A 22,816-nucleotide genomic window follows, 5' to 3' on the forward strand; every position below is an offset into this window, starting at 1 on the left:
GGCGTGGTCGTCCCCGACACCGTCAGCACCGTCGCCCCGCACGGATCATCGTTCAGCGGTGGCGCTATCGGCGTCGTAAACGTGGTCGTCAGCACGGCCGAGGTCAGGCCCCCGCCGCAGTTGCTGGCCACCGTCACTGTGTACGTGGTGCTGGGGTCCAGAGCGGGCAGGTTAACCGGCGAACCGGTCGGTGCGGGCGTAATCGTCGTCGTTGCTCCTCCCTGGGGAGTTACCGTCACGATATAGCTGCTGGCCGAGGCGCTCGGCGTGAAGGTAAGCGTAGCCGAACGGGCCTGCAGGTTGGTTATCGCCAGGTTGGTAGGAGTCGGGCAGGCTCCACCACCGATGGTGATAAAGTAGTCTTCCGTTTCACCTGAGGCGAAGTTGGTGCAGGCATCCCCACCGGCGTTGCTGCCGCCATTGCGGGTGCGTACGCGCAGCAGCGTGGTGCCGGGTACTGCCGTTGCGGGCACTGCAAGGCTAACCGTGTACGCCGTGTTGGCGGTAGCGGCAGTCGTTACCTGTACCCATTCGGTAGCTTCGAGCTGTCCGTCCTGGTCATAGTCAATCCAGGCCGAGATGGTTCCGGCGCCGGTAGAGGTTACGCTCAGCTGGTAGGTAGCACCGGGCGCGAGGTTGGCCGTGGTGCTTCCGGTTGCCGGATAGGCTGTGTAGGTCGTGGTGCCATTCCGGTTACAGGTCGTGTTCGGGTTGCTGAGCGTCGTGCCCAGAATCTTGACATCCGCAATGCTGCTGCTGCCGCAGGGGCCACCACCCAGGTTGCTGATGCAGTAGGGGTTGGTTACGAACGTGGTCGTCACGGGCGTGGAGGTCGTACCGCCGCTGCAGTTAGCCGTGATGCTCACCGTGTACTCGGTATACGGAGTCAGGCCCGTCAGCGTGACAGGCGAGGTCGTCGCCGTCGTCGTTACCGGCGTGCCACCCAGGGGCGTGGTTACCACCGTGTAACTAGTGGCACCACCCGAGGCGTTGAACGTTAGCGTGGCACCCGTACCGGTGATGTTGGAAGTCGTGATAGAGCGCACCGTGGCGCAAAGCGTAGCCGACGTAGCACAAACCGTGAACGGCCCCTGCGTGTCGAACGAGCCATAGCCCGATACCGAGACATAATAGGTCGTGTTGGGCGTCAGGCCAGCGGCGGTGAAGACGCCCAGCGTCGTGTTAGTCGTTCCGCTAGCGCCGCAGGCCACAATGGTGAACGGACCCGAGCAGCTGGAAGCGGTAAACATGCGCAGCAGACCAGCCGGATTGCCCGTGGTTTCGAAGCTGATGGAGGTGCTGCCCGCGCCGGTGGCGTTGGTGCGCACCGTGAACCAGATATCCTTAGGTGCCGTACCCGTGCCGCAGCCGGTAACGGGCGGGTTGGCATAGCCGTTCGGGACGGTGGTAGTAGCGCCGGTGTTGGTGGCCTGCACCGGGGTGCAGCCCGCCGAGTTCAGCGGCAGCGTAATGGCATCGCAGGGGTCGTCGCCCAATACAGTGGTCGTAAAGGTTACCGGGCCAGCCACACTGGAGCTGGTAGTGCCACAGTTCTGGGTTACATACACCTGGTACGCGGTGCTCGAGGTCAGGCCGGTCAGGTTCACGGAAGAACCCGTTATGCCGGAAATCACTGTGCCAGCCGAAGGTGTCTGGCCGGGAGTGAATCCCTGAGGACCATACTCAACGCGGAACGTGCCGGAGCCGGTGCCCACCCAGGTAACCGTAGCGGCACCCGACGTGATGTTGGAAATCGTGAGGCCGGCCGGCGACAGGCAGCCGCTGGTAGATTCCACGCGGACGTTGTCGACGATGATGTCACTGGACCCGAAGTCACCGCGGGCGCGGAAGCGGATTACGCTGGTGGCCGAAGTCGTATTCAGCAGCACGGCCTGGTTGGCAAAGCTCGTGATTACCCCCAGGCGCAGCACGGCCGGGCCGAAGGTTGCGCCTCCGTCCGTTGAAACGTGAACGGTCAGGGAATCCCCCCCGTTGCTCGTCACGCCGCTGATGTTCACGTAGTCGAAGGTCAGACGCTTGGTGCCCGCCTGACTCAGGTTGGCATACAGGTCCATCGTGCCGATGCCACCGGCGGTAACGTTACGGGAGTGGAAGCGGGCCGAGAAGGTGCCCTGGCTTGCAACGGGGGTAGGTGCACCAAGCGTGGGGCTGGTCCAGCCGGCCGAAACGCCGTCGTCGTTCCGTCGCCAGGCGTTGTTGCCGGACGTTGGATTCACGCGCCAGCTGTTGTTGGGCGCATCCCGGGTGCCGCACACGTCAATCCAGGTATTCTCAAAGCCTTCGATGATGGGCAGCGTGGCGTAGGTAGCCGCGTTTACCGTCACCTGGGTCGTATTGGAAGTGGCCGAAATGCCGCTGCAGGTTACCACAGCCCGGTAAAACGTAGTGGTGTTTAGCGGCGTGGTGGTGTAGGTACTGAACGTAGCGCCGGTGATGTCGGTGAAGGTCGTACCGTTGGAAGACTGCTGCCACTGGTAGGTAAGGCCGGTACCGAGGGTAGTACCGCTCAGCGAGAGAGTGGCCTGGCCGCCGGCGCAAAGGGAGGCGGGGGTTGCAGTAGCCGTGCCCGCCGTGGGCGGCGTGGTGCAGGGCGTAGCGGGCATGTACGTTACCTGCAGCGTAGGCCGCCGGTTGCCGTAGGAGGCTGTAGTCAGGGCCGTTGCATCGGTGAGGACATCCGAGTCGGCGTAGCCGATGCCAAAGCCAGCAGCCGGGTTGGTTACGAAGTTGACCACGGCCGTGGCGGTTCCCGTCTGCTCCCAGTCCGTCAGAACCAGCAGGTTGCCGCCGGTGTACAGATAAGGCGTATTAAGCGTAACGGTGAAGTAGGTGCCGGCCGCGCCGTTTACCTGCTGGGTAGTGGAGGTATACGCTACGCTGGTGCCGGGCTTCAGCGTACCCCAGGTAGTACCGGTAGCCAGGGCCGACAGGGTCGTGGAGCCCAGACGTACTTCAAAACGGTTATTGCCGCTGATGGTATTGGCATCAGCCTTCAGCCAGCCAAGCTGGGTGATAAGAGAGCCGGGCGGAATATTGAGCTCGGCCGGCGTGTACAGGTAAGCGTAGCGTGAGTAGTCGAAGGTGGAGGTAGCGCTGGAGCGGTACAGCGGGCCTACCAGATAGGAGCTCGTCGCGGGCGCAACTACCGGAACGGCCGTTGAGCCGATAACCATGGTTTGGGCCCAGGCCGCGGCGGTGCTCAGGCACAGCAGCAGCAACGCCAGCATTCCGCGCCAGGCAGGCAACCGAAATGTGTAGCCAGGAGATGGTAAAAGTGCTTTCATCATGCAATGAGGTGTTGGGGGTGGAAAAAACGGGTGTACCCACATATATAAGGTTACGTCAGCCTGCCTTACCCGACCGGCTGCCCTCTTTGTGGGTCGCTAAATTTAGACTAAAACTGTTATTTCATAAAGGCTATTTGAATTAAAATCCATTAAAAGCAGGTTAAAGCTGTATAATGCACGGGCAATTATAATTTTTTCCACAAACGATTGGCGTCCTGCATGAATTTCATTTATCAGATGATTCCTGTTCCGGGAAATCCTGATTTTTCGTGTTGCTGGCTGGAATAATTTCTATCTTACCGCTGCGTTTCCCCAACCACCCCATTTTGCCTTTTCGCCCCATACCAAATTCTTCCACCTACATGAAGAAACTCTTACACTCCACTTACTTGCTCCTTGCTGCCCTGTGCCTCTCGTTGGCTGGGGTTCAGAGCGCCTATGCCACGCACGGACAGGGCGGACAGCTCACCTACGCCTATATTCCTGGTACTGCCAACCAGTACCGCGTTACGCTGCGGTACTTCCGCGACTGCTCAGGCTCAACGGCTTCCACCGCTTTCACCCTTACCTACAGCAACACGGGCTGCACCGGCGGCCAGACGATTTCGATGCCCCGGGTAGGCGCTCTCACCCCGGGCTCCCCCTACTGCCCTACTACCCCGGGCGGTGCCAGCCAGTGCTCCTCCACAAGCCTGACCAACTACGAAACGGCTACCTACGAGGCAGTGGTAACGCTGCCCCCGGCTAACGAGTGGCTGCTGAAAGTAAGCGAGTGCTGCCGCCCCGAAGTAGCCAACCTGTCGGGCTCGCTCAGCGAGGACATCTATTTCGAAGCTCGCCTGAACAACCGCATTACGGTGAACGGTACTAACTTCGACGTTACCAACACCTCGCCCCAGTACCAGCCCCAGGATATTCCAATCCCGTTTGTATGCTTTAAGAACACGACGACCATCACCTTCTCGGCTACCGAGCCCGACGGTGACTCCCTTGTGTACAGCATGGACCGTCCGCTGGGTGCCTGCAACGACCCCATCCCCTACCAGGCCATTCTTGGTGGCAGCGTCAACGCCTTCTGCCCGGGTGGTGGCGGCACGATTCAGCTGCCCAGCATCATTGCCTTCAACCAGGCCTTCCCGATTCCCTCGTACAACATCACCGGCAACTGCCCGACGCTGACTGCCACTACGCAGAACTTCCGGTTTAACACGGTCGGCAGCTTTACCATTACCCCGGCTTACTACTTCCCGGTTACAGCTACTTCGCCTACTGCCGACAAGGCCCGCAACAAATACGCAGTTGTAGGAAAGGTAACGGAGTACCGCCGTCTGCCCGGCTCTAACCGCCGCTACCTGGTAGGCTCGGTTCGTCGCGAAATGCTCGTTATCGTAATTGATTGCAGCGGCAACCTGACCCCCGGCAACCCGATTGCCACGGCTCCCCCCAAGACCGGTGCCACCATTACCAACACCGACTCTACCCTGATCCGCGCCCAGACCTGCAACTACAGCGAGGTCCGCGTGAAGTTCAGCGACCCCAACCCCACCGACCTGCTCACGGTTACTTACCCCATCGAACCCGGCAGCACCACCGGCCAGATCGATCAGAGTATCCTGTCGGTTGACGTAGCGCCTGTCTTCCGGATTGTCGGCAACGGTACCGCTACCCCGTACGCCATCATCGGCATCAAGCCCGACGTTTCCGACCTGGGCAAGTCGTTCCGCATTCCGGTGCGTATCGAAGACAGCGGCTGCCCGGTGAAAGCCGTGCAGAACCGGATTATCATCATCAACATCGTGAGCGGGCAGTTTGCCCGGGTTGTGACGAATACCACCACGCCGTTTGTCTGCGCCAACTCGCCCGTAACGCTTACCGCCGCTCCCATGCGCCCGGACTCCGTTTTGCAGCGCCAGGCCAACTACGGCTTCCGGTGGACGCCGGCTCCGGGCCTCGCCCTGGCCGATACCAACAAGCAAAACGTTGTGGTTCGGCCCCTGGTAACAACCCGCTACCGCGTTAAGATCATCGGCCTGGACTTCCGCCAGTCGCCTACCATCACCTGCTTTGACACCGCTTCGATTCTGATTCGCGTAGCACCTTCCGTACTGGCTAATTTCACGCATGCCCGAATCAACGAAGGCCGGGAGCACCAGCCTCCACACCGGTATTCGTTTGTCAATACGTCCACACGCCCAGCCACCCCGTCCCCGCAGGACAGTATTTCCTACCGGTGGATTGTGAAGTACGTGCAGGACAGCAAGGGCAAGGAAATTACGGAGCCGGAGTATGTCCACTCGCGTCAGTTTACGCCGGCTCCGCTCGAGCTGAAGCATGGTGGCGAGTACCGCGTAACGCTGCGGGTCTCCAACCAAGCCAACGGCGCTACCTGCCCGCCCGTGGAGAAGACCGTAACCATCTACGTTCCCGAGCAGATTATCCCGAACGTCTTCACGCCTAACAATGACGGCAAGAACGACGAGTTCATTCTTACCACCGAGCAGACCGACGGTGGCGGCAAGCTGCAGATCTTCAACCGCTGGGGCCGCCTGGTCAAGCAGTATGACAACTACAAAAACGAGTGGAAAGGTGAAGACCAGCCCGCCGGCGTGTACTACTACCTGCTGACCGACAAAACCGGTAACACGACCAAAGGATGGGTTGAGCTGGTTCGCTAGTCAAACCCCGATCTTTTGAAAAAGGCGCTGCGGAAACCCGCAGCGCCTTTTTTATTGTCCCTGCTGCCGTTCCCCGCCAGCGGGGACACATGCTGAGGCCGGTACTTTACCAAAAGGTTGCTATACCTGGCTTTAAGGTGAAACCTTTTGCTGATTTAAGGGTATTAAGGAAAGTTTAAATTTAAATTTAGGCTTGTCTAAAAATTAGCGTCCTTTGTGAATAAACCTATTCCCGCTTCAATGCCTTCCACCCCAGTCCAGGAACCGCCCGCTACTCCATCCCCGGACGCCGGCTGGAAACAGGCCCGGCACGCTCCTTCCCTGGCCGAAGTATATGGCTCGATCCGGGTACCGGCCCAGAATGCCTCTTTCTGGCGCAAGCTGCTGGCCTTCTCCGGCCCCGGGCTGATGGTAGCCGTCGGCTATATGGACCCCGGCAACTGGGCAACCGATATTGCCGGTGGAGCGCGCTATGGCTACACCCTGCTGTCGGTTATTCTGATATCGAACCTGTTTGCCATTCTGCTGCAGCACCTGGCAGCTAAACTGGGCATTGTGACCGGCCGTGACCTGGCTCAGGCTTGCCGCGACCATTATTCCCGGCCGGTGGCACTGGTGCTCTGGTTTCTTTGTGAGGTGGCCATTGCCGCCTGTGACCTGGCCGAAGTTATTGGCTCCGCCATTGCCCTGAACCTGCTTTTCGGCTTGCCCCTCCCCTGGGGCGTGGTGCTTACGATTCTCGACGTGTTGGTCGTGCTAATGTTTCAAAGCCGGGGCTTCCGGGTTATCGAAAGCATTGTGGCTGGCCTGACGGTGGTAATCTTCGGGTGCTTTCTCTACGAAATCATTGTCTCTCACCCCGACTACTTTAGTCTGATCAAAGGCTTTGTTCCGCAGCCCAAAATTGTAACGACGCCGGGCATGCTCTACATCGCCATCGGTATCCTCGGGGCCACGGTGATGCCCCACAACCTCTACCTGCACTCCAGCATCGTGCAGACCCGGGCCATTGAGCAAACCGAAAGCGGCAAGCGAATGGCCATTCGCTTTGCCACCATCGACTCGACAGTTTCCCTGCTGCTAGCCTTTTTCATCAACGCCGCCATCCTGGTGACGGCCGCCGCCGCGTTTCATAAGCGGGGTCTGTTTAATGTGGCCGACATCACCGACGCCCACGAGCTGCTGGCTCCCGTCCTGGGCGCCGGGGCAGCCAGTGTCGTTTTTGCGGTGGCGCTGCTGGCGTCGGGTCAGAACTCAACCCTGACCGGCACGCTGGCGGGCCAGATTGTGATGGAGGGCTTCCTGCACCTGAAGCTGAAACCCTGGCTGCGGCGCCTGATCACCCGGAGTATTGCGGTGGTTCCTGCCCTCATCGTTACGCTGATCTACGGGGAGAAAGGCACGAGCGACCTGCTGGTGCTAAGCCAGGTAATTCTGTCATTACAGCTGAGCTTCGCGGTGGTGCCACTGGTGCTCTTTACCGGTACCAAGGCAAAGATGGGCGTTTTCACCAACTCCCTGCTTATCAAAATGCTGGCCTGGACTATTTCGGGCATCATCATCTCGCTGAACCTGTACCTGCTCTACCAGACCCTGTTCAAGTAAAACTCAAGCGCTGCATCCTCCCGGGTAGCAGCGCTTTTTACTCGCTCAAGTTTTAGACTGATCTAAACAAATTCTTCAGCCAGGCTAATCTCAACCGCTATGCACAACTTTACTTCCCGGCCATTTGGCCTACTGATCGGTATGCTGCTCTGCCTTGGTGCTATTGAAGCCAGCGGGCAAGCCTTTCTCAGGGGCAAAGTGGTGGACCGGCATTCCGGAGAAGTACTGGTAGGCGCTACCGTGGCGGTGCCCGCGCAGAAGGCGGGTACAGCTACTGACGCCAGTGGCTCGTTCGTGTTGCCCGTCGCGGATCCCGGCAAGCTCACCCTGCAGGTCCGCTACCTGGGCTATGCCACGCTGGATACTACCTTGGCGGTTGGAGCGGAGCCCCTGTTGCTTCGCATCCGCCGGACCGAGAACCGCACCCAGGAAGTGGTAGTCACTGGCGTTTCGCGGGCTACGGAAATCCGCCGCAGCCCGATTCCAGTGGCCGTGCTGAGCAGCCGGGAAATCAGCCAAACCATGCAAACCAACCTCGTGGATGCCCTGGTGCGCAAAGTGCCGGGCCTGAGCGGGGTTACGACGGGACCCAACATCACCAAACCCTTTATCCGGGGCCTGGGCTACAACCGGGTGCTGACCCTCTACGACGGCGTACGGCAGGAAGGTCAGCAGTGGGGCGACGAGCACGGCATCGAAATCGACCAGAACGGAATTGAGCGGGCGGAAGTCGTGAAAGGGCCGGCCAGCCTAACCTACGGCTCCGATGCCCTAGCCGGGGTCGTGAACCTGATTCCGATGCTGCCGGCGGAAACCAACGGCAAGGTGCGCGGCTCTTTCTCCACGGACTATCAAACCAACAACCGCTCGATTGGTACCTCGGCATACGCCTATGGCCGGGCAGCGCACTTCTACTACTCGCTCCGACTTTCGCACAAGCAGGCAGCGGACTACCAGAACCGCCTCGACGGGCGGGTTTTCAACACCGGCTTCCGCGACCAGAATGCCACGCTGCTGACCGGCTGGACGCACCGCCGCGGCGACTCCCGCCTGAACCTGACCGTCTACGACAACCGGCAGGAAATTCCGGATGGCAGCCGCGACTCGCTGACGCGGCGGTTTACCCGGCAGATTCTGGAAAACGAAACCGACGCGGACATCCGGACCCGGCCGCTGGTAAGCCGACGCGACCTGAACAGCTACCGCATCGATGCGCTGCACCAGCACATTCAGCACTACCGGGCCTACACCACGCACTCGCTGCAGCTGGGAGCCGGCACGCTCAACGCCCAGCTGGGGCTGCAGCAGAACCGCCGCCGCGAGTACAACCACCCGACCCTGCCCCGGCAGCCGGGCCTTTCGGTGCAGCTGACGACGCTGACCTACGACCTGCGCTATTCCCGGGACGTGTGGGGCCTGGAAACCAGCTACGGCCTGAACGGCATGTACCAGCGCAATGAGAACCGGGACGCCACGGACTTCCCCATCCCGGACTACCGGCTGTTCGACGCCGGCGGCTTTGTGTTCTTGAAAAAGAGCCTCGGCCGGCTGGACCTCAGCGGTGGCCTGCGCTACGACCAGCGCCAGCTCCGCTACGACGCGCTCTGGCTGCGAACCGACCCGGCCACGGGCTTCGACCGGCAGGTAACTGCTGCAGACACGGCCGGCGCCCGTCTGCAGATCAACGGAAACCGTCGGCTTTTGCACGGGCTGTCGGGCTCAGTGGGCGGGGCCCTGAACCTGTCGGAAAGCTGGACGGTGAAAGCCAACCTGGCCCGGGGCTACCGCTCCCCCAACATCACAGAGCTGGCTTCCAATGGCCTCGACCCCGGCGCCCACATCGTGTACCTGGGCCGACCCGACTTCGCGCCGGAATTCAACCTGCAGCAGGACCTGGGCGTGTTTTTTCAGTCGCCGGTCGTTGACTTCAGCGTGGAAGTGTTTCACAACGCCATCAGCAACTTTATCTACCTGCGCCGCCTCAGCGACGCGGATGGAAATGAGGTAATCATCGTACCCGGCAACCGCACCTACCAGTACACCCAGTCGAACGCGCGGCTGTACGGGGGCGAAGCCCGGGTTCGGCTCACCCCGCCCGGCCTGCCCTGGCTAACCTGGACCAACGACCTCGCCTGGATCCGGGGCGTGAACCTGGGCCGGCAGGACGAGCCGGTGCCCGCTGATGCCCGCAACCTCTCATTGATTCCGCCCCTGCAGGTGCGCAGCGAAATAAGCGCGGAAGCCCGGCGCGGGTTTGGCCGGCTGGCCCGCCCCTACGCCCGGCTGGAAGTGGCCGGCTTTGGGCGGCAAACCCGCTTCCTGGCGGCCGACGACACCGAAACCGCTACGCCCGGCTACTTCCTGCTCAATGCCAGCGTGGGCACGGCGCTAACGAACCGACGCGGAAAAACCATTCTGCAGGTGGGGCTCAGCGGCAACAACCTGCTCGACAAAGTGTATCAGTCCCACCTGAACCGCCTGAAGTACTTCGAGCCCTACCAGCGTCAGCCCGGCCAGCGCTCCGGAATCTATGATATTGGCCGCAACATCGGCATAAAGCTCAGTCTGCCCCTGGGCGAATAACCCGGACAGGCCGAAAAGCCCGGCTGTACCCTTCTGCCCCTGGATGCGTAGCAGGCAACAAATTCCACCCTTTTCTGCTTATGCATCGTCCACTACTCCTGGCAGCAAGCCTGTTTTTTCTTCTGGCCGGGTCGGCTTGGGCCCAATCGGCTCAGAGCGTACAGGACTCAACCACGGCGGCCCGCCGCTACACGCTGTTTAACCCGACGCCCCGGTCCATGCTGCGCGAAATGGTACCGGACCGCCCTGGCATCACGGACAGTCCCTATACCGTGGACCCCGGTCACGTGCAGATAGAAAGTGACCTGTTCCGGCTTGTCAACAAAGAAGAGATTGGGCAGCATGACCGGGAGTTTCGCCTTAACCACATGCTGGTGAAAGTGGGCCTGGCCACCCGTACCGACTTCCAGGTTGAAATTGACTCCTATACCTGGGAAGAGCACTGGGACGACCAGACCCCGCAGAAAGAAGCCCGGCAGCGGGAGCACGGCTTCGACGACGTGACGCTGCGGCTCAAGCAAAACCTGTTCGGTCAGGATGGTAAACCGGCCGCTATGGCCCTGGTGGGCTACGTCCGGCTGCCCACCGGCCGGAATGTGGGCAACGGGGCAGTGGAAGGCGGACTCGTAGTGCCGGCCAGCTACGACGTATCCGAAAAGCTGTGCGTGGAAGCCCAGCTGGAAGGGGATATGAACTACGACAAAGAAGAAGCCGAGCATTACCTTCGTATCGTTCCCAGCGCCGCCGTCGACTACAAAGTTTCGGAGCTGCTGACCGGGTTCGGGGAAGTAGCCGGCTTCTGGGACACCCGGCAGGGCGCCTGGCGGGCTTCGCTCAACCTGGGTCCCAAGCTCAAGCTGAACGACAATCTGATCATTGATTTCGGTACCCATCTGGCGCTTACCCGCGAAAGCAGCCAGGAATACTTTGTGGGCGTCAGCTTTCGGCACTAAGCCCCTGAAACCAAAAAAGCGGCCTTGCTCTAAGCAAGGCCGCTTTTTTGTGCCGCTGCGAGTTGATTAGTGCGCGTGGTTCGGCATCATATTCCGGGAGTTGGCACCGTTGGGCGTGCTGGTGTGAGCCTGGGCACGCCAGTCGGTGAGAAACCAGGTGATGATGGAAACGGCGCCCAGGCCCCAGAACAGGTTGCGCTCGTTCGAGCTGTCCAGGGCGTTAAACACGAAGGGCGCTGCCACCAGGGCCAGGCCGGTCAATAGGTCCAGCCAGCCGTGAATGGGGAACGGAATCAAGCGGAATACTCCTAAGCGGAAATTCGTGAGCAGGGTGACGAGCAGGTAGCCCCCGGCCAGCACGTAGCAAGCGGTATCTACCTCCGGAGAGAGGTCAAAAAGCGTTGGTGCCAGGGCCAGGAACAGGATAAAGGCAATATCCACGAACCCGTGGGCAGTTGGCGAGAGGACTTTCATAGCTAGGTTGGTTTAGGTTGGATTGCCCTTGTGTACGCCCGATACAGCAGAAGGATATTGTCGAGCTAACCGACTGCCTCCCAGGCTCAACTACAAAAACGCCCGATAACCTGAGCAGTTACCGGGCGTTTCTGTGACGTTGAAAGAGACAGCGGCGGGCCTAGACCAGCCCGGTAAGCCGGGCAAACTCACTGCTAAGAATGGCTTTGTCGTCGGCCTGCAGCCAGTCGCGCAACACGGTGGCGTAGAGGCTGCGGAAGTCAAGCTGGTAGCGCAGGTCGCCGTTGTCGAGGTTGGCTAGGTCGGGCGCTTCGTTGAGCACACCTTTGCGCTTGAGGCCGCCTCCAAGCAGCAGCACGTTGTTGGCCGTACCGTGGTCGGTGCCGTTGCTGGCATTCTGCTGCACCCGACGCCCAAACTCTGAAAATGTCATTATCAGCGTGTTGTCGAACTGCCCTTGCTTGCGCAGATCTTCCACGAAAGCTCCGAGGCCGTCGGACAGGTCGCCCAGCAGGCGGCCCTGCTGCTCGTGCTGCCGCACGTGGGTGTCGAACCCGCTCAGCGACACGTAGAACACCCGTGACTCGACCCCGGAGTTGATCAGCTCGGCAGTGGTTTTCAGATTGCGGCCAAACTCGGTGTTCGGGTACGTCACGGCCGACTTATACACCTTGGATGTTTCGTACAGATAGTCGGCCGACGAGGCCGTTTCAGCCAGGGTTTTGTACAGATAGTCTACCTCCGCGGTATGCGTCGAAAGAGCAGCCTGCCTGTTGACCTGGCTTAGAAACTGGTTTTGGGTGAGCTGATGAAACTTGCCGGGAGTTTTCAATGCCAGACCTTTGCGCCGGGCGCCTTTCATGGCGAGGCTCAGGGTGTCGTCCAGCTCCAGCCCGTTGTAGGGCAGCTGGCACTCCGGGCAGCTGGAGTCGAGGTAGCGGCCCAGCCAGCCGGTGTTCACGTACGAGTCGGAGGCGCTGCCGCTGTGCCAGATATCCATCGAGCGGAAGTGCGACCGGTCGGGGTTGGGGTAGCCCACGCTGTTGAGCACGGCCACGTAGCCTTCGTCGTAGAGGGCCTTGATGCGCTTCATCGCCGGGTTTAAAGCCAAGTCCTTTTCCAGGGGCAGCAGCCCGGCCTGAGCCCGCAGACCCAGGATGGGGCGGGCCTTGTAGTACAGGTCGTTCTGGTAGGGAATGACGGTATTCAGGCCGTCGTTGCCCCCGCCGAGCTGGATAACGACCAGTCGCCGCCCGTTGGAAAGGCCCATGCGGGACACGCCCTGCCGGTCGAGAGCGTGCAGGAACTTCGGCACGAACAGCAGGCTGCTGGCCAGCACCGAGGATTTCAGAAAGTCGCGGCGGGTTGTCATACGGATAGTCGTCTTCAATTACATCAACTGATACTCGGGCAGGGACAGCAGGCTGGTGACCATTGTGCGGAGCCGGTCCTCGGCCGGCGCTTTGGCGGCTACCTGCTCCAGCAAGGCCAGGTTCTGCGGCCGGATGGGCGACTGCAAAAGCAACTCGCTCAGACGGGCCGGCTGCTGGGCCAGGGGCACTTTGGCCAGCACCCGGGCAATGGGCGCCAGGTTGAGCCGGGCCTTTACCTGCTGCCGGAACGTGCGGTCGGCCTTGGCTACCGACGGGGCGAGGTCGTTCTCATCTTCCTTAAGGGCCACGTTGAACTCGGCGTTGCGCAGCAGCACCTGGGGCAGCTGCAGGCGCAAGAGCAGGGATGAGCTGTCGATCCAGTTGCGCCCGCCCGGCCAGCCGGCCACGTTCGGGGGCTGAAACAGGGTTTGGCCTAACGCTTTCTGGTAACCGAGCAGGGGCTTGGGGTCGTCGAGCTGAAGCTGCAGGGTGCGCCGGACGCCGGCCAGCAGCTCGATGGGCGACTTGATGCGGGTACCCACGTTGGCGCCATCATAAAACCAGTCGGCCGAGAACATCCGCTCCAGCAGGTCGCTGATGTCGTACTGGCTTTGAAAAAACGCCTTGGCCAGGGGCTGGATGTGGGTCGGGTTGGGCGTGTCGTTGACGAAGAACCGGTACAGCTTGGTGACGATAAACTCGGCCGTCTGGGGCTGCTCGAGCAGGATGCGCAGGATGTCTTCCCCGCCCCAGTTGCCGGCCCGGCCCAGAAAGGTTTTGGTGCCATCGTCGTGCTGCCGGGGCCGGAACACGAACTCCAGCCGGTCGTTGCCGGCCCAGCCGGTAAAGGCCCGGGCAGCCTCCTTCACGTCCTGCTCGGTGTAGTGCCCCCGCCCGATGGTAAACAGCTCCATGACCTCGCGGGCAAAGTTCTCGTTCGGCCGGAGCTTCTTGTTCTGCTGGTTGTTCAGGAAGCTCAGCATGGCCGGTTCCCGCGAAACAGCCAGCAACAGGTCGCCAAACTTGCCCAGGGCCAGCCGGCGTACGGTGTTGTTGAGCTGCAGGGCGGCATCGGCCTGGCGTACCCGGCAGGCAAAGTGGCCGTGCCAGAAGAACGTCATCTTTTCGCGCAGCTGGGCTGGCGAAGTCGCCATCCGGTCGAGCCAGCCAGTGGTCATGGCGTTGTAGGCACTGCGCAGCTGCTGGTTCTGGAGCTTGCGCTGCTGGGCGCTCAGGCCCCGGCGCATGGGCTCCGCCATCATCGGGGTGCCGGCGGCATTCATTTGGTCGGCCGCCGGCCCGGCAGCCATGGACTTTACCTTCGCATAGTGCATCTGCGGCCCGTCGAGCGGCACAAAGGCTTCGGAGTCGTGCAGCAGCTTACGGAAGGCTTTACGGGGCGAAAGGCCCGTGGTCAGGTCGTCGGGCCGGGGCCCGAAGCCCGCCCGCCAATAGAGATGCTGCAGTTCCTGTTGCGTAGTCATAAGCCCTGAAGTTACCGGATACGGAGCATTGGACGCCCTTCGGCCCCGTTGGTTTAACCGGCCCCCGACACAATCCATTCCACCGGGCATTTCGCCTAGAACCGGGCCCCCAGCACCACCGTCTTTTTAAACTCCCGCTTCTGCCCGCCATTGGGCTGGAAAAGCTCGACCAGCAACACGTAGTAGCCCACCGGCGCCTTGTCGCCCCGGTCGGTAAGGCCGTCCCACTGGAAAAATCCGTTGGTGGGCACCGTCTCGTTGCGGACGAGGCGGCGGGTCAGGCGGCCCAGGGCGTCGTACACGGTTACGCTGGCCGCGTAGCCTACCTGATCGAGGTGAAAGTTGAGCGTGGTGAAGTCCTGCTGCCCGTCCCCATCGGGGGTAAATACGTCGGGCGCCACCGAAAACTGCTGGCTTCCACCCGGGTCCTCCTGGTACTGGGAGTTGGGCCGGCCGGGCGTGGCGTAGCCCACCGCGCTGGCCGCCGAGTGGAAGTTACCCGGTTGACTGGGCCCCTCAGCCCGAATCCGCTCCAGCGACACGCCGTTCAGGTCGTCGAGCAGCGCCAGGTGCTGGGTTTCGTTGTAGGCGTAGCGGTCCAGCAGGCGGCCGAACCCGTCGTAGAGCACGACAATGCCTTCCTTGTCGGCATAGGTGGGAAAGTCATTCATAGGCAGAAACGCCGCCGGGTCGTGGGTCGGGTACTGGCTCTGGATCAGGTCGGGGCGGGTGGTCAGCACAACCAGCTGCCCGGGTGCCAGCACGTACGGCCCGGCGCTGATGGAAACCGCGTCTACGCTTCCATCCGTTTTCTCACTGCCCAGCTGCCAGGCCTGCAGGTTCAGGTACTTGGCGGAGCGGTTGAGCAGCTCCACGAAGTCCACGCCGCCGGTGCGGGGGTTAAACAGAATTTCGTTGATAACCACGTCGCCCGACGCTACCGGGGCCGGCAGCGCAAATGCCGCCGAGGTAGCCGGCCCCGCCGCGTTACCCGCGCAGTCTACGGCCCGCTGTACGCTCACCGTTACGGGCTGACTAGCCTGCAGGGCGTTGGTCAGGGTCAGCTCCACCGTGCGAAAATCTGGTCCGACGACGGATACGCCCGCAATGGCATTGGCCGGACTAAGCGCGTAGAGGGCCGGGTTAGCCATGGTGGCGCTGTCGAGCTTCTCAGCAAAGAACAGCTTGACGGCCGTGGGCGCCGAGGCCAACGCGCGCAGCAGCGCGGGGGCGGTGCGGTCGGCATTCGTGGCGCGGACCGAGTTTGCCCGGGCCGGGGTGCCTCCGCTGGCATCGGTGCTGGCTGTCCAGTTCTCGATACCAGCGCAGGGGTTTGTCACGTCCACCATTTCCAGCGTCCAGCCGCCTTCCTTTTTGCGGCTGTCCTTGTACCACGTGTCCGAATACGCCAGCTCAAACAACGTGCGGCCGTTGCGCCCGCGCAGCACCAGCTGGTCGCCTCCGTTGCTCAGGCTGGGGAAATTGGTCAACCCGAACACCTTGCCGAACCCGGTAAACTGCGTGACGCGCGTAGTACCGCACACCACGGCGTACTCCCCCGGCAGCAGCACCTGGCCCGGCTGAAACACGGCCGCGGTGGTGCCGCCCGGCTTTTGCAGCCGGATGCCCGCCAAGTCGATTACGGCCGTGGCCGACGGGTTGTGAATCTCGATAAACTCGGAAGCCGGCAGTCCCACCACCGGCGTTTCATCGGCCATGATTTCGGTAATGAGCACCTGGTTGACGCCCGGCACTATCGCGAAACCGCTGTTGACAAACGTGGTGGTCTGCGGCCCGGGGTCGGTGTTGCCAAACAGGTCGGTGAGCGTGCGGGCTTCCACGATGAGCGGGCCGGTAGGCAGGTCAGCATCCACGGTAAGGTGCACGAGGGTAGGGTCGACGGCATCGCGCTGGGCCGCCGTCACGGCCGGGGAGCCGGTACTGAGGCGGTAGGCGGCCGCACTCTGTGCGGGAGCCACGGCCTCGTTGAAGGTCAGATCGAGCTGGCGGGCGGCCGTCACTGCCCCTCGGATGAGCTGGGGCGGGGCCGTATCCGACACCCGGAAGTCGTCGAAAAAGAAGCCGCGGTTGTTGGTGGACGAGTACGTCAGCACCAAGCCGAAGTGGGTGCTGCGAAGGTAAGTAGCGTCCGGGGCGCTGCCTTCGGCCACGAAGGTGGTGCCACCGGTCAGGTCCCGCTCCAGCGTCCAGACGTTCTGCACCGAGCGCGTCACCCGCACCCGCACGGTATTGTTGGTTGTGGAAGCAAGGGTCGCATCCTGACCATTCACCACGTATGCCGGGCTCCCCGTAGCATCCTTGCGAAACAGGGCCACCTCGTCGGGCGTACCGCCCAGGCGCACGAAGTAGCCTTTGGTGCCGGTGGCTTTAAGGTCGGCGTTGTCGGCCAGCAGCCACACGTCGGCATAGTTGCCGCTGGATGTAGCCAGGCGCAGGCTGGCGTAGAACTCCCAGGTAGTACCCGTCACGGCCTGGCAGGGCGTCACGAGCTGGAGCACGGTGCCGGTGGTGGCGGGCCCGTTCGACTGCAGCTGCTGGGCCGCCACGGTAAAGCTGGCCGCGTCGCCGCTCCAGGCGGGGCTCTGGGTGAAGTCGCCGTCGGCGAAGTTGTCGGTAAGCTGGGCAGCGGCGCAGTACGGGAGCAGGCTAAGCACGGCCAGCACCAGTCCTGGAATCCAGGCGCGGCGGACCCCGGAATTCCGGGGGCATGAAACGGATAACCACATAACGCAGAGGGTAGAATAAAACGCTGACGGATCAGCCCCCAACATAAGCAGAAGGGTTTACAAAAACACTTCGACAGGTTGTTTGAACCAGCACGGCAGCGTAAGCAGTTTTTGACGAAATTTGCCATGGCTCCACCGGATTGGGGCCTTTTTTCTGACGTAGCTGATGAAAGTAGCAGTAGTAGGTGCCACCGGCCTGGTCGGTGGGGAGATGCTGAAAGTATTAACCGAGCGGAATTTCCCGGTCACGGAGCTGTTGCCGGTGGCTTCGGCCCGATCGGTAGGCCAGCTGATTTCCTTCCGCGGGAAAGACTACCCGGTCGTGTCGATGGACGACGCCATTGCCGCCCGCCCCGACGTGGCCATCTTCTCGGCCGGGGGCAGCGTGTCGAAAGAGCAGGCCCCGCGCTTTGCCGAAGCCGGCACGGTGGTGATTGACAACTCCTCGGCCTGGCGCATGGACCCCACCAAAAAGCTGGTGGTGCCCGAAATCAATGCCCGGGAGCTGACGCCGGCCGATAAAATCATTGCCAACCCCAACTGCTCCACCATTCAGATGGTGCTGGCCCTGCACAAACTGCACGAGGCTTTCCGCATCCGGCGCATCGTGGTCAGCACTTACCAGAGCGTGACCGGCACCGGCAAGAAAGCCGTGGACCAGCTGATGGAAGAGCGGGCCGGGCAGACCGCCGCGGACCCCGCCTACCCCCACCGCATCGACCTGAACGTGCTGCCCCACATCGACGTGTTCGAAGCCAACGGCTACACCAAGGAGGAAATGAAGCTGGTGCGCGAAACCAAGAAAATCCTCGGCGACGACTCGATTCAGGTAACGGCTACGGCCGTGCGCATCCCGGTGATGGGCGGCCACTCCGAAGCCGTGAACGTGGAGTTTGCCCAGGAATTTGAGCTGGAGGAAGTATACCGTCTCCTGCGCGCCACCAACGGCGTGGAAGTAGTGGATGACGTGGCCCGCAACCGCTACCCCATGCCCAAGGATGCCCACGGCAAAGACGCCGTGCTGGTCGGCCGCTTGCGCCGCGACGAGTCGCAGCCCCGCACCCTTAATATGTGGGTGGTGGCCGATAACCTGCGCAAAGGGGCAGCCACCAACGCCGTGCAGATTGCCGAGCACATGATTCAGCTCGGCCTGCTGCCGGGCTAAGGGAATTTAGCTGTCCCCGCCTGTTTCGGCTCCTAAAGGTTGTTATCTTTAGGAGCCGTTGCATTTTGGGAAGTCCCTGAAACTGGTAGCGGTATCGTGCGCCCAGCTTCCACCCATGCGTTTTTCTACCTCAGCTCTTCTCGCGTGCGCGCTTTTTACCAGCTGCGCCACGCTGGTCAGTCCCCGCAAGTACCCGGTGACCATCAGCAGCGCGCCCCCCGGGGCGGCCATCGTTATTACCGACGTAAACGGGGTGGAAGTGTACAAGGGCAAAACGCCGGCGGAAGTGCTGCTCAAGTCCGGGGGCAAGTATTTCCAGCGTCAGCAGTATACGGTCCTGTTTACCAAGAAGAACTACCCGGCCAAAGTTCTGACCCTCTCGGCCGATCTGAACGGGTGGTACCTGGGTAACATCGTGCTGGGCAACGTGTGGGGAATGCTGGTAATCGACCCGCTGACCGGCGCCATGTGGCGCATCCCGAAAAAGGAAATGCGGGCCGACCTGGGCCCCCGCACCGGCTGGAACCAGCTGCGCACTCCTACCGGCCGCCCCGGCCTGCAGATTGTCTCCCTCGACGATGTGCCGGCTGATCAGTTAGCCGGGCTGGAATCCCTGCCGGCTCAGTAGGGCTGATTAAACACCAGCCGGGCAAAATCCACGACGGCGCGGCAGGTCAGCTCGGGTGCTTCGAAGTAGCCCAGGTGCCCAACGTTGCTGAGCAGCAGCACGTGACTTTGGTCGGGTAGCGTCAGCTGCGTCAGGAGGCTTTCCACCGGCACGGCTACATCGTCCTTGCCCACCACGAACAGCACCGGAAACTTGGCCTTGCGCAGCACTTCGGTGCGGTCGGGACGGTTTTTCATGGCCTCCAGCGCCCCGGTAATGGTAGCTTCGGGAATAGCCTTCCCGATTTCCTCCAGGAACTCGCGCTTCTCGCGCATCGGCTCCCGGTTCACGGGCGCAAACAGCGGCCGGATAAACGACTCCATGAACTTCTCCACCCCATGCCGCCGCACAAAGTCGATGTTCTTGTCACGGTTTGCTTTTTTCTCGTCGGTGTCGGGCAACGCGGTGGAGTGGAACAGCACGAGGCCCGCCACCAGCTCGGGGTAGCGTTCCGCAAACGCCAGCGCTACGTAGCCGCCCATGCTGTGGCACACGAGCAGTGCTTTGTCTACGTTTTTCTGGCGCAGCTGCTCGGCCACGTAGCGGGCCTGGGCTTCCATTGAATAGTCCCGGATGTCGTGGACGTTGGTGCCGTGGCCCAGCAGGTTGAGCATGAGCAGGCGGTAGCCGTCGGGAAAGTCACGGGTGAAATCAGTCCAGACCTCGCGGGACTCGGCAAAGCCGTGGAGAAACAGGATGGTAGGGTGAGCAGAGGACATAAGCAGAAAGGCCGGCCAGCCGGAAAGCGCAGTAAAGAGCTGCAAGTACGCACATTTGCCCAGGATGCCGGTCAACAGCCGGCAGCCCGGAACGCAAAAGAGCAGGCTTTCCCGGGTTGGGAGCCTGCTCTTTTCAGCGCAAAGCGCGAATCGACTTACGCCTGCTTGGCGAACTGAATGCTACCCAGCAGCTTTACGTCCTCGCTCACCACGATGGCACCGGCTTCGGTAACGCCGCTCCAGGTGAGGCCGAAGTCTTTGCGGTTGATTTTGCCGCTTACCTCGAAGCCGGCCTTGGTGTTGCCGTAGAAGTCGCCGGCGGCACCGCCGTACTCCACGTCGAAGGTTACGGGCTTGGTCACGCCGTGCAGGGTCAGGTTGCCGGTCAGCTTGAACTCGTTGTCACCCTGCTTATCAAACGAGGTCGACTCGAAGGTCATTTTCGGGTAGGCAGCTGCGTCAAAGAAGTCGGCTGACTTCAGGTGCTCGTCGCGCTGGGCCTGGTTGGTGTCGATGCTGTTGATATCGGCCGAGAAGCGCACCCGGGCGTTTTCGAACGAGTCGTCCTCGGCTTCCACCTCGCCTTCAAACTGCTTGAACGAGCCGGTCACCGTCGAAATAACGAGGTGCTTCACTTTGAACTGAACTTCGGAGTGCGTGGGGTCGAGGACCCATTTGGTAGTAGCCATGATGATTGTGGTAAGAAAGCGTGACTTGGGATTCTGGTCTGGGCGGCATTCGGAGCTTTCCTCCTACTGCCAGTCCGACGATGCAAATGTACAGGTTGATTTTGTTAATCAATGTACATACATCATTTATTTTTCATTGGTTCAGTCAAGCCGGAAAAGCGTCACGCCCCGGAAACCTTACGCCTACTCTGAACTACATGAAAAAGCCCCGCCAGACGAATCTGACGGGGCCTTTCGGAAAAAGCAGAAGTACGGTTCTACCGCAGCACCTTTTCGGCCGGGGTCTTGGCAGCAACTTTACCGGCCAGTTCACGCACGGCGGCAGCAATGCCGTCGGCATCAAAGCCGCACTCTTTATAAAGCTCATCCTGGGTGCCATGCTCCACCACGCGGTCGGGGATGCCCAGGCGCTTTACGGGCACCGAGTAGCCGTGGTCGGCCATAAATTCCAGCACGGCAGCGCCGAAGCCGCCCTGCAGGCAGCCGTCTTCCACCGTTACAATGGCTTTGTACTTGCTCAGGGCGGCGGCCAGCATTTCCTCGTCGAGGGGCTTGGCGAAGCGCATGTCGAAGTGGCCCACGCTCAGGCCTTCGGCGGCGAGCTGCTGGGTGGCTTTCACGGCGTAGTTGCCGATGTGGCCGATGGTCAGAATGGCCACGCCTTCGCCTTCGCGCACCACGCGGCCGGTGCCCACGGCAATTTTCTTGAACGGCATGCGCCACTCGGGCATCACGCCTTCGCCCCGGGGGTAGCGGATGCTGAACGGACCCATGTCGGGCAGCTGGGCGGTGTACATCAGGTTGCGCAGCTCCTCCTCGTTCATGGGGGCCGCTACCACCATATTCGGGATGCAGCGCATGTAGGCAATGTCGTAACAGCCGTGGTGGGTAGGGCCATCGGCCCCGGCGAAACCGGCCCGGTCGAGGCAGAACACCACGTTCAGGTTCTGCAGCGCCACGTCGTGCACCACCTGGTCGTAGGCCCGCTGCATAAACGACGAGTAGATGTTGCAGAACGGCACCAGTCCCTGCGTGGCCAAGCCTGCAGAGAACGTAACGGCGTGCTGCTCGGCGATGCCCACGTCGAACGCGCGGTCGGGCATGGCCTTCATCATGATGTTCAGCGAGCAGCCCGAGGGCATGGCGGGCGTCACGCCCATCACCTTGCTGTTTTGCTCGGCCAGCTCCACCATCGTGTGCCCGAACACGTCCTGGTACTTGGGCGGCTGGGGCGCGGAGTAGGTTTTCTTGTGAATCTCGCCGGTAATCTTGTCAAACAAACCCGGGGCGTGCCACAGGGTCTGGTCTTTTTCGGCCAGCGCGTAGCCCTTGCCCTTTACCGTAACGCAGTGCAGGATTTTGGGGCCGGGAATGCTCTTCAGGTCGTTGAGGATGGTAGCGAGGTGCTGTACGTCGTGCCCGTCGACGGGGCCGAAGTAGCGGAACTTGAGCGCCTCGAACAGGTTGCTTTGCTTGAGCAGCGTGGCCTTCATGGCTGCTTCCACCTTGCGGGCTACCTGCTGGGGGTTGGGTCCGAACTTGCTGAGCTTGCCCAGCACGTTCCACAGCTCGTCGCGCACCTTGTTGTAGGTCCGGGACGTAGTGATGTCCGTCAGGTATTCCTTGAGCGCGCCCACGTTGGGGTCGATGCTCATGCAGTTGTCGTTGAGGATAACCAGCAGGTTGGAGTTGGCCACGCCGGCATGGTTGAGGGCCTCGAAGGCCATACCCGCCGTCATGGCGCCGTCGCCGATAACGGCTACGTGCTGCCGGTCCAGCTCGCCTTTATAGTCGGACGCTACGGCCATGCCCAGCGCCGCGCCGATGCTGGTGGAGCTGTGGCCTACGCCAAAGGCGTCGTACTCACTTTCGCTGCGCTTCGGAAAGCCCGACATGCCGTGGTAGCGGCGGTTGGTCGGAAACCGGTCGCGGCGGCCGGTCAGGATCTTGTGCCCGTAGGCCTGGTGGCCCACATCCCACACGAGCTGGTCGTAGGGCGTATTGAACACGTAGTGCAGGGCCACGGTCAGCTCAACCACGCCCAGCGAAGCGCCGAAGTGCCCGCCGTAGATGGACACCGAGTCGACGATGAACTGCCGAAGCTCCTGGCTTAGCTGCACGAGCTGGTCCGGGCTAAGCTTCTTGAGGTCGTTGGGCGAGTCAATAGCCGCCAGTAGGGCTCCGGGTTCAACAATCATCGGCAATGAGGGGCATGTGGGAAACTGCTGGAAGGTAACAAGACACGCCCGCAAATGTTAAGCGCGTCTTATTGGTTCTTCCCTAATGAACAAAGGTACGATTTTTCTGAAGCGGCGGATGTTGACCAGCAGAGGGGTTAACGGCTGTTAATCTGGATTTAACGCATACAGGCCGA

14 protein-coding genes are annotated in these 22,816 nt (G+C 61.5%); 6 read left to right on the plus strand and 8 right to left on the minus strand.

All coding sequences use genetic code 11. The features are described from left to right. Positions 1–3,248 (minus strand): fibronectin type III domain-containing protein (locus tag LJY25_RS20755; RefSeq protein ID WP_227610390.1); only part of this gene is annotated, 3,248 nt, incomplete at its 3' end. A 422-nt stretch (positions 3,249–3,670) separates the two neighbouring features. Between LJY25_RS20755 and LJY25_RS20760 the strand changes: the two genes are divergently transcribed. The 4 genes from LJY25_RS20760 to LJY25_RS20775 all read left to right on the plus strand — a co-directional run bounded on the left by LJY25_RS20760 (position 3,671) and on the right by LJY25_RS20775 (position 11,124). Next, positions 3,671–5,983 (plus strand): gliding motility-associated C-terminal domain-containing protein, encoded by a 2,313-nt coding sequence (locus tag LJY25_RS20760; protein WP_227610391.1) that lies wholly within the window; start codon positions 3,671–3,673, stop codon positions 5,981–5,983. 240 nt (positions 5,984–6,223) lie between these two features. Beyond that, complete coding sequence (locus tag LJY25_RS20765) at positions 6,224–7,588, plus strand: Nramp family divalent metal transporter (protein ID WP_227610392.1); 1,365 nt, start codon at positions 6,224–6,226, stop codon at positions 7,586–7,588. 99 nt (positions 7,589–7,687) lie between these two features. Then, positions 7,688–10,171, plus strand: coding sequence for a TonB-dependent receptor (locus tag LJY25_RS20770; protein WP_227610393.1), 2,484 nt, complete (start codon positions 7,688–7,690; stop codon positions 10,169–10,171). Between the two features lie 80 nt (positions 10,172–10,251). Then, positions 10,252–11,124 carry a transporter gene (locus tag LJY25_RS20775; protein WP_227610394.1) on the plus strand — a complete coding sequence of 291 codons (873 nt, stop codon included), beginning with the start codon at positions 10,252–10,254 and terminating at the stop codon, positions 11,122–11,124. Positions 11,125–11,190: 66 nt separating this feature from the next. On the opposite strand, the gene LJY25_RS20780 is transcribed toward LJY25_RS20775, so the two are convergent. The 4 genes from LJY25_RS20780 to LJY25_RS20795 all read right to left on the minus strand — a co-directional run bounded on the left by LJY25_RS20780 (position 11,191) and on the right by LJY25_RS20795 (position 17,202). Then, complete coding sequence (locus LJY25_RS20780) at positions 11,191–11,598, minus strand: hypothetical protein (RefSeq protein WP_227610395.1); 408 nt, start codon at positions 11,596–11,598, stop codon at positions 11,191–11,193. Between the two features lie 160 nt (positions 11,599–11,758). Next, entirely contained in the window at positions 11,759–12,970 is a 1,212-nt protein-coding gene (locus LJY25_RS20785) for a DUF1501 domain-containing protein (protein WP_227610396.1), read from the minus strand. An 18-nt stretch (positions 12,971–12,988) separates the two neighbouring features. Further along, positions 12,989–14,455, minus strand: a complete 1,467-nt coding sequence (locus LJY25_RS20790) for a DUF1800 domain-containing protein (RefSeq protein ID WP_227610397.1) — start codon at positions 14,453–14,455, stop codon at positions 12,989–12,991. Positions 14,456–14,550: 95 nt separating this feature from the next. Next, the gene (locus LJY25_RS20795; protein WP_227610398.1) at positions 14,551–17,202 is read right to left on the minus strand and encodes a lamin tail domain-containing protein; all 2,652 of its coding nucleotides are present in this window, start codon (positions 17,200–17,202) and stop codon (positions 14,551–14,553) included. 166 nt (positions 17,203–17,368) lie between these two features. On the opposite strand from LJY25_RS20795, the gene LJY25_RS20800 reads away from it, so the two are divergent. Together LJY25_RS20800 and LJY25_RS20805 are read left to right on the plus strand one after the other, a co-directional pair. Beyond that, the gene (locus LJY25_RS20800; protein ID WP_227610399.1) at positions 17,369–18,367 is read left to right on the plus strand and encodes an aspartate-semialdehyde dehydrogenase; all 999 of its coding nucleotides are present in this window, start codon (positions 17,369–17,371) and stop codon (positions 18,365–18,367) included. A 115-nt stretch (positions 18,368–18,482) separates the two neighbouring features. After that, positions 18,483–18,995 carry a peptidase associated/transthyretin-like domain-containing protein gene (locus tag LJY25_RS20805; RefSeq protein ID WP_227610400.1) on the plus strand — a complete coding sequence of 171 codons (513 nt, stop codon included), beginning with the start codon at positions 18,483–18,485 and terminating at the stop codon, positions 18,993–18,995. Here LJY25_RS20805 and LJY25_RS20810 read toward each other — a convergent pair. From LJY25_RS20810 to dxs, 3 genes are all read right to left on the minus strand, one after another. Then, complete coding sequence (locus tag LJY25_RS20810) at positions 18,989–19,753, minus strand: alpha/beta fold hydrolase (RefSeq protein ID WP_227610401.1); 765 nt, start codon at positions 19,751–19,753, stop codon at positions 18,989–18,991. The two genes, LJY25_RS20805 and LJY25_RS20810, sit on opposite strands and share 7 nt — an antisense overlap. Before the next feature lie 155 nt (positions 19,754–19,908). Then, complete coding sequence (locus LJY25_RS20815) at positions 19,909–20,442, minus strand: YceI family protein (RefSeq protein WP_227610402.1); 534 nt, start codon at positions 20,440–20,442, stop codon at positions 19,909–19,911. 257 nt (positions 20,443–20,699) lie between these two features. After that, positions 20,700–22,640: a 1-deoxy-D-xylulose-5-phosphate synthase gene (dxs, locus tag LJY25_RS20820; protein WP_227610403.1), complete on the minus strand. Its 1,941-nt coding sequence runs from the start codon at positions 22,638–22,640 to the stop codon at positions 20,700–20,702. Positions 22,641–22,816 lie beyond the last annotated feature (176 nt).

The organism is Hymenobacter translucens, assembly GCF_020685205.1.
Taxonomy (GTDB): Bacteria; Bacteroidota; Bacteroidia; order Cytophagales; family Hymenobacteraceae; genus Hymenobacter; species Hymenobacter translucens.

What these genes read in the sequence shown, in the direction of transcription:
- LJY25_RS20760 (WP_227610391.1), top strand. Translation starts at nt 3,671, where the DNA reads ATGAAGAAACTCTTACACTCCACTTACTTGCTCCTTGCTGCCCTGTGC.
- LJY25_RS20765 (WP_227610392.1), top strand. Translation starts at nt 6,224, where the DNA reads ATGCCTTCCACCCCAGTCCAGGAACCGCCCGCTACTCCATCCCCGGAC.
- LJY25_RS20770 (WP_227610393.1), top strand. Translation starts at nt 7,688, where the DNA reads ATGCACAACTTTACTTCCCGGCCATTTGGCCTACTGATCGGTATGCTG.
- LJY25_RS20775 (WP_227610394.1), top strand. Translation starts at nt 10,252, where the DNA reads ATGCATCGTCCACTACTCCTGGCAGCAAGCCTGTTTTTTCTTCTGGCC.
- LJY25_RS20780 (WP_227610395.1), bottom strand. Translation starts at nt 11,598, where the DNA reads ATGAAAGTCCTCTCGCCAACTGCCCACGGGTTCGTGGATATTGCCTTT.
- LJY25_RS20785 (WP_227610396.1), bottom strand. Translation starts at nt 12,970, where the DNA reads ATGACAACCCGCCGCGACTTTCTGAAATCCTCGGTGCTGGCCAGCAGC.
- LJY25_RS20790 (WP_227610397.1), bottom strand. Translation starts at nt 14,455, where the DNA reads ATGACTACGCAACAGGAACTGCAGCATCTCTATTGGCGGGCGGGCTTC.
- LJY25_RS20795 (WP_227610398.1), bottom strand. Translation starts at nt 17,202, where the DNA reads ATGTGGTTATCCGTTTCATGCCCCCGGAATTCCGGGGTCCGCCGCGCC.
- LJY25_RS20800 (WP_227610399.1), top strand. Translation starts at nt 17,369, where the DNA reads ATGAAAGTAGCAGTAGTAGGTGCCACCGGCCTGGTCGGTGGGGAGATG.
- LJY25_RS20805 (WP_227610400.1), top strand. Translation starts at nt 18,483, where the DNA reads ATGCGTTTTTCTACCTCAGCTCTTCTCGCGTGCGCGCTTTTTACCAGC.
- LJY25_RS20810 (WP_227610401.1), bottom strand. Translation starts at nt 19,753, where the DNA reads ATGTCCTCTGCTCACCCTACCATCCTGTTTCTCCACGGCTTTGCCGAG.
- LJY25_RS20815 (WP_227610402.1), bottom strand. Translation starts at nt 20,442, where the DNA reads ATGGCTACTACCAAATGGGTCCTCGACCCCACGCACTCCGAAGTTCAG.
- dxs (WP_227610403.1), bottom strand. Translation starts at nt 22,640, where the DNA reads ATGATTGTTGAACCCGGAGCCCTACTGGCGGCTATTGACTCGCCCAAC.